Annotated in this window: 9 protein-coding genes; 6 read left to right on the top strand and 3 right to left on the bottom strand. The window is 60.3% G+C overall.

Going from position 1 to position 12411, the window contains the following annotated elements; translation table 11 throughout:
* Window positions 1-21: 21 nt before the first annotated feature.
* Both BPHY_RS18865 and BPHY_RS18860 read right to left on the bottom strand, forming a co-directional pair.
* A complete protein-coding gene (locus tag BPHY_RS18865; protein ID WP_407671273.1) occupies window positions 22-891 on the bottom strand; it encodes an ATP-grasp fold amidoligase family protein in 870 nt (289 codons plus the stop codon).
* 168 nt (window positions 892-1059) lie between these two features.
* Window positions 1060-1995 (bottom strand): helix-turn-helix domain-containing protein, encoded by a 936-nt coding sequence (locus BPHY_RS18860; protein ID WP_083775878.1) that lies wholly within the window; start codon window positions 1993-1995, stop codon window positions 1060-1062.
* A gap of 1043 nt (window positions 1996-3038) precedes the next feature.
* On the opposite strand from BPHY_RS18860, the gene BPHY_RS18855 reads away from it, so the two are divergent.
* From BPHY_RS18855 to BPHY_RS18830, 6 genes are all read left to right on the top strand, one after another.
* Complete coding sequence (locus BPHY_RS18855) at window positions 3039-5381, top strand: polysaccharide biosynthesis tyrosine autokinase (RefSeq protein WP_012403041.1); 2343 nt, start codon at window positions 3039-3041, stop codon at window positions 5379-5381.
* Between the two features lie 61 nt (window positions 5382-5442).
* Window positions 5443-6558, top strand: a complete 1116-nt coding sequence (locus BPHY_RS18850; protein ID WP_012403040.1) for a glycosyltransferase family 4 protein — start codon at window positions 5443-5445, stop codon at window positions 6556-6558.
* 19 nt (window positions 6559-6577) lie between these two features.
* Entirely contained in the window at window positions 6578-8029 is a 1452-nt protein-coding gene (locus tag BPHY_RS18845; protein WP_041764382.1) for a hypothetical protein, read from the top strand.
* Between the two features lie 97 nt (window positions 8030-8126).
* Entirely contained in the window at window positions 8127-9137 is a 1011-nt protein-coding gene (locus BPHY_RS18840) for a glycosyltransferase family 2 protein (RefSeq protein WP_012403038.1), read from the top strand.
* Between the two features lie 33 nt (window positions 9138-9170).
* Window positions 9171-10487, top strand: a complete 1317-nt coding sequence (locus BPHY_RS18835) for a lipopolysaccharide biosynthesis protein (RefSeq protein WP_012403037.1) — start codon at window positions 9171-9173, stop codon at window positions 10485-10487.
* A 58-nt stretch (window positions 10488-10545) separates the two neighbouring features.
* Window positions 10546-11739: a glycosyltransferase family 4 protein gene (locus BPHY_RS18830; RefSeq protein WP_012403036.1), complete on the top strand. Its 1194-nt coding sequence runs from the start codon at window positions 10546-10548 to the stop codon at window positions 11737-11739.
* Window positions 11740-11760: 21 nt separating this feature from the next.
* On the opposite strand, the gene BPHY_RS18825 is transcribed toward BPHY_RS18830, so the two are convergent.
* A complete protein-coding gene (locus tag BPHY_RS18825; protein WP_012403035.1) occupies window positions 11761-12390 on the bottom strand; it encodes a phosphatase PAP2 family protein in 630 nt (209 codons plus the stop codon).
* Between the last annotated feature and the right edge of the window lie 21 nt (window positions 12391-12411).

Raw genomic sequence — 12411 nt, 5'->3', positions numbered from 1 at the left:
TCGCGAGCGGGCCTGCGCACATCACACCTCTGCTTCCGCGCTCAGCAGTTTCCCCCATTCGTAATCGATGCGATCCGGCGTAAAGGGCAATACGCCCGCGCCTGGCGTGAACGTCAACTCGCCGAAGTACACGCGATTGTCCGGTGCATAGAGGTCGACGCGAACGTAGTCGAAGTCTCTGGCCAGAATGCTCGCCGTCTTCAACACCGCCTCAAGATTCTCGGGCCGTGGTGGAGGCGAGGGGCTGCGCGTATAAGGTCCGATCATCACATCGAGGCGCCGCCACTGCTCGTCGAACACGTCGCCGTGCGTGTTGTTACCGAACCGGTCCGAGATCAGCAGAATGTACATCAGCGGGTGACCTGAATGCCCGTTGAAACAGTGGATCTTGAAGTCGGCGGGAATGTGTCCGTTTCGATCGAGCAGAAGCTCTTCAAAAAATATGCGCGGCTTGATCCGCCGATAGTGGCGTTCGCGTGCGACCCAATAGAACGAGGTCGACAGCCATCTCTCCGCGAGCTGCTGCAATTTCTCAAACGTCGTTTCCGACTTGTTACGCACAATCTCAACGAACGTACTGCCGTGATTGGCCTTCATGACGAATGCATCTGGCAGACTGTCGAAGACCTCGCGCGTAAAAGCGTCAGGCGCCGCGATTAACGGTACGACATGCTCTTCGCCCAGCTTACTGGCAACATATTCCCGTACCGTGAGCTTGTCGGTCAATCGTACATAGCGCGGGTCCGGTCGAAGGTTGCGTTGCAGGATCTTTTCGTTGAACGTGGCCGGGTTGGAAAGCCGCGGATACCGGCCGATGCATTTGCGGTGCAGCAGGCTCAGAAAGAGCGTATCAGGCAACATTAGCTTGACTTTTTCTTTCATCCGCCGCATCGCGGACTGAGAAGGAACTGGCCCCTTCAAAACAGCGTCCTCGGGCAATTCGCGAATGGCACGGTTAGCGGGAGGCACCGCTGCCTCTGCGCCCACAATGGATGCACGAATTTGTTCATCGGCCTGCGCGTATTCACTTGTTGGCATTCTTGCGCTCCAGACATCGTGCTAGTAAGCAGACTTCATCAGCGAACTTGCCGCTGCGGTGGGTTGCAGAGCACGGCAATTCGCCGCTGCGGGTGGTACGGGAGCACCATGATTAGCGTTGCCGAGATGGCGCAGTGCGCGGAAGCTCGTCGGGGACATGCCATAACGAACCTTGAAGATCCGCCCCAGCCGATTGCCATCGCCCATGCCGCACCGCCGCGCAATCTTGTCGATGGGCAGATCGGTGTCCATCAACATCGAGCACACGACCTCGAAGCGCGTGCGCAGCAAGTACTCAAGTGGGGTCATGCCAAATTCCACCTTGAACCGGCGCTGATAGTTGCGCTTGCTCATTGCCGCCGAGTCTGCGGCCTGGCTCACGGAGATGGTCTTGCTATAGTTCTCCCGTATCCAGCGCGCGGATTCGCGGATTTTCTCAGTCGTGGTCGCACTGCTCAGGTCGTCGGCATCTGGCCGCATGCGCTGGCGTACGTGCGGTTGCAATGAATGTGCAATGCGACGCACGGTATCCGGGCTGACATCGCGTTCTATTTGCACGAGCGCCATCTCCGTCGGCGTCGCGCCTGCCGGGCGCGTTGCCGAGAGCCCATCGTCGAGCACGAAAACGGGCACAGCGGACTGCACCGAACCGCTTGAAAGGTCGGTCTTTTGCCGTGTGCAGGCGGGCGCGCCTGGCCCCTGGCGCGACAGCCACGCGACAAGTTGCTCGCTCGACTCCGTCGTCGGGTCGCCGCTGCACGCGACGAAGAACGCATGAAAGTCCGAGAGCTGATAGCGGTCAAGCTTCTGCGTCCAGATCGGAAAGCTGGCGCCGCCCGTTACGAATCCTCCCCCCTCGGACAGCACGGTAAAGCGATAGGGCGCGTCCACGCCAAGCTCCTCTTCGAGCTTGTTAGCCAGGCAAAAAGCATCGCTAATCGCGCCCGCAGCTGCCATGGAGCAATGCGGAGCGATGAGGAGACCAATGTGCTTTCTCAACTTCGAGTTTTCGGGCCGTTCATCGGCACGCAACGGGTGCGATTGATAAATCCCATTCACCGTTAGCTCTCCCAATTAATGCGTAACAATTCGACCAAATCAGAATACCGTAGAGATAAGGGCCATGCGACTGTTGTCCGATTCGCGCGATCGATGTGGCGAAATCGTTCGGATGCGAGAAGTTTTTACTGCGCTGCGCTAAATAAGCGGCTGACGTCTTTGCTGATTGCGGAAATATTTTCTGAGAGAAAATGTCCGATTTTGTCGAGTCAAAAATGAGTCACCGGCTGCGGGACGCTTGTTATATAAGGGTCGCAGGCGACTCAGGGTTTTTGCGGACACAAATGCGCTGGCGCGTGCTGCAATGAGCGTTGTGTTACCCGATTTCCCGCGATACGTATCACTCTGTTACACCAATTTCAGATCGCAACAAGTCTTTCTTGGCCAAGGGTCCGATGTAACGTATTCCACGTTATCGGCCATTAGTACCCGAATTTAGGCCGGGTTTGTACTAATTCGAAATCTGCGCGTCTATGCTTCAACGCAGCATCAACGGAAAGGCGATTAACGGATCAGAAGCCAATTCTTGAAATTGCTGAAGCTCTCTCCACGCGAATTGCTCACGTCGCGAGCGTGCATGCCATGCGACTCGCCTTTTAGGGCGGTCGGTTTAAGGAACAAGTCTTGCGCACTCGATCACATCCCCGCTTGAAGGGGGAGACGCGGTGGGCTTTTCGCAATCGCCAGCGACGAAAAAAGGATAGCGCATGAGTGAATACGCCAGCATCTTGCTCTTCTCGTCCTGACGTTCTGAAAAGGCCCTTGGCAACCCGGCTTTCTCGTAGCCACGCGGTTGCTGTTGTCAGCCGTCCCTGTAACTCATCATCGGCCCGAGCACGGCTGATCGAGCTTCTGTTGCGTCCCTTCCGGCGGCCTCAAGGTCGCCATCCGGTCGTGGACTCGCGTGGTTCTCGGTACGCTCGGCAACCGGTTATCAAAGGATGATTCCCGTGGATTATTTCCCCTCGAACTCGCTTCCTGTTGCCCCTGAGGTTGAGCGCGGGCAGCTCACCGGTCGAGAGATGCTCAACCTGATGCGGGACCACATCTGGGAGATCGTCGCGGCCACGGTCGTGGTGTTCCTGCTTGCGGTCGCCTATCAACTCATCGCAACGCCGATCTATTCGGCCGACGTGCTCGTGCGCGTCGATCCACCTGAGCCGAACGCGCTCGGCCTCGCGCTTCAGAACCAGGAGCAGCTTCCGCCGCCCGCGCCGTCGCCAAGCACGGAGATGGGTGTGATGCGCAGCCGCTCGGTCCTCGATCCTGTGATCGACAAGTATCGCTTCGACGTGTCCGTCAAACCGCGCCGCTTGCCGATCCTCGGCGACATCGCCGACAAGTTCGCGACGCCGGGCGAACCGAATGGCGCGTGGCTCGGCTTGAAATCGTTTGCGTGGGGCGGCGAAGTTGTCAAATTCGGCTACCTCAATGTTCCGCAAGGGCTCGAAGAAGAGAAGCTGAGTCTCGTCGCGCTCGGCAATGGCGCCTATGAACTGCTCGGCCCGTCGGGCGAGTTTCTGGTCAAGGGCACGGTGGGCACGCCCGCCGAAGGCAACGGCGTTTCGGTGATGATCAGTCAGCTCGCCGCTCGTCCGGATACGCGCTTTGAAGTGATTCGCTGGAATGAGGTGGATGCGACCAAGCGCTTCATGGATGTTGTGAAGATCACCGACAAGGTGAAGGATTCCGGCCTCATCCAGATCGAGTACAGCGACAAGAGCCCGGCAAAAGCGGCTGAAGTCGCGAACGCACTCGGCCAGCAATATCTCGCGTCGGCCATAGCCAGCCGTCAGGTGAACGACACGCAGACGCTGAGCTTCATCAAGGGCGAACTCCCTCGACTGCTCGCCGATCTGCGCAAGTCGGAAGAGGCGCTCAAGACTTTCCGCGCGAAAGCCAACTCGATGCAGCCGACGGCAGAAGCGCAATCGTACTTGCAGGGCGGTCTCGATCTCGACAAGCAGATCGCGAGTCTTGAGCTGCAACGCACGCAGTTGCTCGACAAATATGCGCCGGGAAGCCGCTGGATCCAGAGCATCGACGCGCAGCTCGCGCAATTGAAGAAGACGAAGTCCGAGTTCGACGGCCGCTTCCAGGGCATGCCGGCGTCCGAGCGCGAGAGCGTCGATTTGATTCGTGCGCAGAAGGTCGCTGAGACGGTCTATATGGGGATGGTGCAGAAGGCCGAACAGCTGACCGTGCGTCGCGCAAGCACGACGGGCGGTGCGCACATTCTCGACACCGCCGTGCGGCCGCATCGCCCCGTCAAGCCCGATCCGCTGATCGTACTGCCGGGCGGCTTCGTGCTTGGTCTCGTGTCGGGGGTGTTCCTCGTCTTCATGCGCCGCCATGTGCTGGTCGGCGTGACGGACCCTCGCTATGTGGAGCGCCGCCTGAGCGTGCCTGTCATCGGAGAAGTGCTGTTCAGCCATCAGCAATCGCTGCTCGATCGCAGCTTGCCGGCATCCGCGCGAAAACCGTTGCAAGGCGCGCCGGGACGCAACGCCGTGAGTGTGCAACGTAGCACGGACGGAGGCGACACGTCTCCCGACGAGAAGATCGATCCGTCGTTCGGTTACTCGGGCAACAAGATCCTTGCTGAGCGGTTTCCGCATGACTCTTCCGTCGAGGCGCTTCGCGCAGTTCGCACGGCGATGGCACGCGATCTGGCCCACACCCGCAACAACATCGTGATGGTGACGGGGCCGACCACTTCGGCGGGCAAGAGCTTTGTCGCGGCGAACCTGGCGACGCTGCACGCCGAAGCAGGCGCGCGCGTGGCACTGATCGACGCCGACATGCGCCGTGGACACCTCGCCGCGTTCTTCAGCCAGAGCAATCGCGGCGGACTCTCCGAAGTGCTCGCCGAGCGCATGCCGCTACGCGACGCGATGCGCAATGTCGGAATCGAAAACGTGACCTTCATGTCCTGTGGCGCACGTCCCGAGAACCCCGCTGCATTGCTGACGCGGCCTCGCTTCAGGGAAGTGCTTTCCCGGCTCAGCAATCACTTCGATCTGGTGATCGTCGATACGCCGCCGTTCCTCGCCGTGACCGATGCATCCATCATCGCGAACGAAGCGGGCGCATCTCTGCTGGTGCTGCGCTCGGGCATGCAAACGGAAGAAGAGATTGCCGACACGGTCAAGAAGATCGAACGCGCAGGCGGACGTGTCGCGGGCGCCGTCTTCAATGGCATTCCGTTGCGCCGCAGCACGAAGAACTACGGCTACGCGACGAATTACGCGAGCGATTTCGGGGACGTTGAGACAACCGCCTGACAGTGGGAAGTCCCTTACGTAAGGCAAAGCAACCGGTACAACTTCGTGAGGCGGAGAAACGATGGCATTCGCGATCAACGGCAAATTCACATCGCAGCCGATAACAGGCGTTCAGCGAGTCGCATATGAGCTCACGCGAGCCATGCAGATGCGCGAATCCCCGGGCAGTGAACTGGAAATCTTCGTGCCGCAAAACGCGAGAGAACCCGGCGCGTCGCTGAAGCGGCAGCGGCGTTTTCCGTGGCTGCGCGGCACGCTGTGGGAGCAGATCACGCTGCCGATCGCGGCCAGAGGGCGCACGCTCGTCAATTTGTGCAACACGAATCCCGTTCTCAAGCGCCGGCAGGTGGTGATGGTTCACGACATGGCCGTGTATGACATGCCGCATGGATTCTCGAAGAAGTTTCTGCTGTGGTACCGGCTGTGCTTCTCGATCTTGCCCCGCATGGAGCCGCTGGTGTTGACGGTGTCCGCCTTTTCGAAGCGGCGCATCAGTCATCACCTGAAGATCGACGAATCGCGAATTGCCGTTATCCAGCCAGGAGCGGACCATCTCGATCGCGTCGTGCCGGAATCCGGCGTGCTGGAAAGGCTGCAATTGAAGGAAGACACGTACTGCGTGATCGTCGGAAGTCTCGATCCGCGCAAGAATCTGCAGCGTGTTCTCGAAGCGATCTCCGGCCTGAGTCATTTGCGCGACGTCAAATTCGTGATCGTCGGTGGAAGGAATCAGCGAATCTTCGCGAATGAAGGACTCGAGACGATGTCCCGCTCCAAGCAGGTCATCTGGGCCGGCTTCGTGTCCGACGGCGAGTTGAAGGCGCTCTATCAGCATGCGGGATGCCTCGTGTTTCCGTCGCTGTATGAAGGCTTTGGGCTGCCGCCGCTCGAAGCGATGTATTGCGGCTGTCCCGTGATCGCTTCATCGCGCACGTCGATACCCGAAGCGTGCGGCGATGCCGCGATGTACTGCGATGCGATGTCGGTCGCGGACATGGCCGAGAAGATCTCGCTGATGATGACGCACAGCGCGATCCGGCAGCAATACCGCGCGAAAGGCATGGCGCATGCGCGGGAATATCGCTGGGACCGTTCGGCGAAGAGGCTGCTCGATTTGCTGTATGGCAAAGAGAGCGAACCTGTATCGGAGATGTCCGCGCGTGTGTCGGCGGGCTGAGCGGCGAGCGGAACAGCCTATGGATCGAATCACGTACCGACCCTCCAGACGACGCGTGCTGGCGACGCTTGCGGCGCTCGCCTATGCCGGTGTACGGCCCTTTCCCGCGGCGGCCGCCAATAGCGCGGGCGCATCCGGCACGACGGGAAGCCGCGCGCCACGCAGGATCACCGATCTGATCGGCACCAACGGTTGGCCCGGTTCCGCAGCAGACATCGCGATGTGGCAAAAGATGGGCATCAGCTGGGGCCGCGGTTCCGTCGGACCCGGGCAGCCGGAAGCATCGACACAAGCGATGCGCGTCGACAAGACAGGCAATGCATACGACAGCGATCTGCCGTCGGTCATCTTGCGCAACAACCAGAACGGCATCCGCTCGCTGCTGTTCCTCGGCTACACGCCGAAGTGGAACGCCAGCCTGCCCGGCGACACGAAGTCAGCGCCGCAAGATGTGTCGGCGTGGGAGCGCTACGTGGAGGCGGTCGTTCGCAAGTATTCGGCAGCGCCGTATGGCGTGCGCCACTTCCAGATATGGAACGAGGCGGCGGGACGCCTGTCGGGAGGTCTGCCGCAAGCGACGTTCTGGCATGGCCCGAAGTTCGACAAGGAAGAGCATCGCTCCCGCCCCTATGAGCAGGCGATGCAGGACTACGTTGAACGCATTCATATTCCGGCTGCACGCATCGTTCGCCGCTATGGCGCGTATGTCGTGTACGGCGGATGGCCCGACCAGGGTGGACTCGACACGCTCGACAAGTGGCTCGATTACAGAAGCCCGCGTCTGAACGCGCGAATGGCCGACTGGGTCGACTACCTCGATACGCACTACCTGTCCGTGTCCGATCTCGACGGCCTGTATGAAAAGTATGTCAAACAGGGTCCCGCGCGCGGCGTGTGGCAAACGGAAATCGGCGACAGGTACATGATCGATGAACACTACCTGCCGCGCTATTTCTTCGAGTTCGCTGTCTGGGCTCTCGCGCGCAACTGGGACGACCCGGACAAGTATGTGTCGATGGTCTATCACTGGGACGGCTATGAGCCTTTCCGCCTGACTCATCGCGGCCCGCCTGCGCGGACGTACAACGTGTCGGGCCAAAGCCTGATCGTTTTGAACCAGACCGCGCCGGGCGCCCTGGCGCCATTGCCGCAGCCGCTTCAATTCGGTCCGCAGGTGTCGGGTTCCGGTTTGCTGTCGGACAAGGACATCGTGATTCAGGTGAGCGCGCCCTCGGGCTGGCGCACCGTGCAGACATCGGGCATTGCACCGCCGTCGGGTGGCGCGCAGGTGCTGTTCGTCGACGCGCTGACGGGTTCGACCGCTGCAAAGGAAGACGCCACGCTGGACTGGAATAACGACGGCATGAGCCTACGTTTTCGCGTGCCGGACAACATGAACGGCGCCGACAGGAAGCAGCCGAGACACCTTGCGTATCTCGTGGTGCGTGCCGGACAGGGGAAGTCAGCTTGAGGGAGACGTGTTCTTTTTGCATCGACCGAGCATGCGTGTCCGATTCCCGAAAACAGATTGATTGCCCACTGATCCTATTTAATCGCTACGAGGCTTTATGAAACAGATCGCCATCGTCATCTGCAACTACAACTACGAACGCTTTCTCGCCGAAGCGATCGATTCGGCATTGGCGCAGGACTATCCCGGTACACGGGTGATCGTCATCGACGACGGATCGACGGACGGCTCGCGAGCCATCCTTGAGCAATACGGCTCGCGCGTGTCGACTGTCCTCAAGGAAAACGGCGGACAGGTGTCCGCCTACAACCTGGGCGTTGAAATCGCCGACACCGAGTACGTGATCTTCCTCGACTCGGACGACGTGCTGTATCCGGGCGCGGTGACGGAAGTGATGCGCATATTCGAAGAAGGCGATCTCGCGAAAGTCCAGTTCCGTCTCGACGTGATCGACGAAGCGGGCAATCAGACGGGTGCGTACGTGCCGAACACGGAACCGCCCACCGACTGCGGCTCTTTGCTGAGGGACGGCTGGCTTTATCCGTCGCCGCCTGCATCGGGCAACGCCTATAGCGTGAAGGCGCTCAAGGCGATCTTTCCCGTGCCCGAAGGCGGCATCAATCGCTATGGCGCCGACTTCTATGCAATCTATGGCGCGGCGCTTGTCGGTCCCGTTGCCTCGTTGACGCAATCGCTTGGCGCGTACCGCGTTCACCATGCGGCGACGCCGAGCGTGTCGTTCGCGAACTCCGAGCAGATCAAAAAAGCGCCGAAAGCATTCAAGGAACGTTGGGTCACTTTGCGCGAGGTGGCGAAGGACCGTCTGAGTATCGAGCTACCGCCGACATTTCACGATTTCGCACACGAGAAAGCCTACATGGGTTCCAGTCTCTACCACGCAACGCTGCGTGCACGCTGGCGCTGGATGTTCAACGATTCGAGCGCCTATCTGCACACGATCGTCGCGAACCCGTTCTGGGGACTGAAGAAGAAAATGGGCACGCTGCTTTTGTCCTGCCTTTGTCTGGTGCCCTATTCGCCTCTGTCCGACTTCGTCGTCCGTTACATCACCAACCCGCTGGCGCGTCGCAGCACGGCCGGGAACTAGCCATGCAGCATCGCGGATACAGGAGAGGCTGGTATGGATCGTAAGAAGAGCGCTAGCGTCATAGCATTCGTCTACGGCGGCTATCTGATGAGGTATGTGTACCTTATCATCGTCGTGCCGTTCTACGGACGCGTGCTGGGCGTCGCCGAATACGGGCGCGTGCTCGCGGCGATGTCGCTCATGAACGTCATCTGGATGCTGGCGAGCTACGGATTCACATTCGTCGGCATGCGCGAAATTTCCAAGGCGCAGAACAATAGCGAATACAACGCTATTTTCTCGTTGCACACCAGCGCGCGCCTGACGCTATGCGCGCTGGGCGGGCTCATCGGCATCATCGCGACGTATTGCTCGCCCATACTGTCGGAGCGGCCTCTCATCGGCTTTCTGGCGACGGCGCTAGGCGTCGTGTCGGCTTTGAATCTAGGCTGGCTGTATCAGGGACGTCACCATTTCCGCACGCCGATCATGATCGAGGTATTCGGCTTTGCGGTGAGCCTCGCGCTCGTGCTGGTCCTGGTCAGAGGACCGGCGGACTCGGTCTGGGTCGTCGCGAGCCTGTTGACGGCAGGTGTGTTGTCTCTCTGCATTTCGTATGGGCTGGCCATCTATCAGATCGGGCGACCGCATCTTTCTTTCGCGGGCATCACGGATCTGGTGAAAGGCTCGACGATGCTCTTCTGCTATTCGTCGGGCTCCGTCGTGCTCACGGCATCGGCAACGTATCTGTTGACGCTGCTCTCGACGCCCGCCCAGGTGGGCTATTTCGGTGCCGCCGAGCGCTTTGCGACGATCGGCTTGAGTCTGATGGGACCTGCATCGCAGGTGTTCATCCCGACGATCTCCCGTCAGCTGGCCCAAGGGGACAAGGCGGGCGCGCATGTCACGACGCGGCGCGGTGCGACGCTGCTGCTGGGCTATGGACTGCTGGTCTTCTGCGGTGCGTTGGCCCTGTCGCCATTTGTGCTGCCGTTGATTCTCGGCGAAGCGTTTACGCCGAGTGCTCATGTGTTGCAGTGCTTTGCATGGATGTTCCCGTTTGCGGCCTTCAATGAATTCGCGGCGTTCTATGTGTTCGTGCCGCGCAAGAAGGATCGCCTGCTCGCTATTGCGGGCGCCGCGTCCGGCGTCACGAATCTGCTGGCGGCGTTGTGGTTGGCGCCGCGATACGGCGCTGAAGGCATGGCGTTCGCTCGTGTGATAGGCGAGCTGTCGCTGTCGATGATGTTGCTGACCATCATGATCCGGCTCGAACTGATCACGCTGGTGCCCGGCGCCGGGCGTGCCATTGCTATGGCGCGTGTGGCGTGGGGCGCGAGAGGCGGGGCGGGTGCCGGCAAGGATGATTGATGCTTGAGAAGACAGTGCAGAAAGCTACGGATGGACTGAACGGGTACAGGAGGTCGCGGTGAAAGTTGCTATTGTTCACGACTGGTTGGTGGTATCGGGCGGCGCGGAGAAGGTGCTGCAGAACATAATTGAATGCTTCCCGAACGCAGACCTGTTTTCGTTGGTCGACTTCATGGAAGACCGGGCCTGCATCAAGGGCAAGCCGGTTAATACGTCGTTCATTCAACGGCTGCCCTTTGCGCGCAAGCGCTATCGGGCGTATTTGCCGCTGATGCCGATTGCGATCGAGCAACTCGATCTCTCCGCGTACGACCTCGTCATTTCGAGCTCACACGCGGTCGCGAAGGGCGTGCTGACAGGACCGAACCAGATGCACGTGAGCTACGTGCATTCGCCCATCCGTTACGCGTGGGACTTGCAGCATCAGTACCTGAGAGAGTCGCATCTGACGGCGGGCCTCAAGTCCGCAATGGCGCGCGTGCTGCTGCACTATATTCGCGGCTGGGATTCGCGCTCCGCGAACGGTGTCGATCATCTTCTCGCCAATTCGAAGTTCATCGCACGGCGGATCAGGAAGGCGTATCAGCGCGATGCAACGGTGATCTATCCGCCTGTCGATCTGAGCCATATGCCGCTGCGCGAGAAGAAGGAAGATTTCTACGTGACGGCTTCGCGCATGGTGCCCTACAAGCGCATCGACCTTATCGTAAAGGCCTTTTCGCAGACGCCGGAACGTCGGCTGGTGGTGATCGGCGACGGTCCGGAAATGAAAAAGATCAAGGCGGCTGCAGGCGATAACGTGACGATCCTGGGTCATCAGCCGTTCGATGTGCTCGTCGATCATCTGCAGCGCGCGCGTGCATTCGTGTTCGCGGCTGAAGAGGATTTCGGCATTTCGGTGGTGGAGGCCCAGGCGTGCGGGACACCTGTCGTTGCCTTCGGCAGGGGCGGGGCGCTCGAGTCGGTGCTCGGCCTGCCGCGCGAACGGCCGACGGGCGTCTTCTTCAAGGAGCAGACCACTGAATCGTTGCTCGAAGCGGTGGACCGGTTCGAGAAGTACTCGGGGCTCTTCGACCCGCGTCAGTGCCGCAGAAACGCGGAGCGGTTCTCGTCGGAGAGGTTCAAGACGGCGTTGATGTCGTTCATCGACGCACGCATGCCGGACAGCTTCGTGGATCCGACGCAGCCGTATACCGTCGAAGAAAAAGCGTCGATCAAGGACGACGAACGCGAGCGGCATCTGCTTGTTTGATTGAACCGCGACCTCGGCCCCTCAGCCGTGGTTGCGAAAACGCGCATGCGAAAGCGCGCGCACGATCCCCGGTGTATGGGCGCCAAGCGTCGGGGAGTGCTCCTCGATCAGATCCTGAAACGGCGCGGTGTGCCCGTAGGCCAACATCGATACTGCCAGCAGGCAGAGAGTCGACCAGACGGGCCGAAACGGCCTGTATTCAGCGCGAAGCGCCGTGCGCAGAAAGACGGTCGCCGCGATCGTGCCGAGAGTCCAACCCGCCACCACTTCGGCGACCGAGTGCGAATGACCATGCACGCGCGAAGCGCCCGTCAACGCACCGACTACCAGACCGATCACGATGCCCGGCATTGCGGGCAGACGCCACCATTTGAATTGCAACGCGAGCGCGACCGACCATACAGCCGTGGAGAGCATCGTATGGCCGCTTATCACGCGGAAGTCCGCGAGTGGCAATGAAACGTGCCAGGCGTAATACGCGATCTTGCTTGCGCCCACGGGTAGCATCGCGCAACCCAGCGTCAACGCCCAGCGCAATGCGAGGCGGGCGTCGGTCCAGGCGAGCCAGATCGCGCATACGATTGCAACGGGCAGCGTGACGGCAGCGTCGCCAACGTTGGAATAGACGGTCCACGGATCGATTTTCCACATTGAAGCTTGGGTTCCTTGCGT

This window comes from Paraburkholderia phymatum STM815 (assembly GCF_000020045.1).
Lineage (GTDB): Bacteria > Pseudomonadota > Gammaproteobacteria > Burkholderiales > Burkholderiaceae > Paraburkholderia > Paraburkholderia phymatum.
The sequence above is the reverse complement of the archived record's forward strand: the minus strand, read 5'-3'. Positions and strand labels throughout refer to the sequence as shown.

Coding starts and splice junctions, on each gene's coding strand:
- BPHY_RS18835 (WP_012403037.1), top strand. CDS start 9,171: ATGGATCGTAAGAAGAGCGCTAGCGTCATAGCATTCGTCTACGGCGGC.
- BPHY_RS18850 (WP_012403040.1), top strand. CDS start 5,443: ATGGCATTCGCGATCAACGGCAAATTCACATCGCAGCCGATAACAGGC.
- BPHY_RS18825 (WP_012403035.1), bottom strand. CDS start 12,390: ATGTGGAAAATCGATCCGTGGACCGTCTATTCCAACGTTGGCGACGCT.
- BPHY_RS18840 (WP_012403038.1), top strand. CDS start 8,127: ATGAAACAGATCGCCATCGTCATCTGCAACTACAACTACGAACGCTTT.
- BPHY_RS18845 (WP_041764382.1), top strand. CDS start 6,578: ATGGATCGAATCACGTACCGACCCTCCAGACGACGCGTGCTGGCGACG.
- BPHY_RS18855 (WP_012403041.1), top strand. CDS start 3,039: ATGATTCCCGTGGATTATTTCCCCTCGAACTCGCTTCCTGTTGCCCCT.
- BPHY_RS18860 (WP_083775878.1), bottom strand. CDS start 1,995: ATGGCAGCTGCGGGCGCGATTAGCGATGCTTTTTGCCTGGCTAACAAG.
- BPHY_RS18865 (WP_407671273.1), bottom strand. CDS start 891: ATGCGGCGGATGAAAGAAAAAGTCAAGCTAATGTTGCCTGATACGCTC.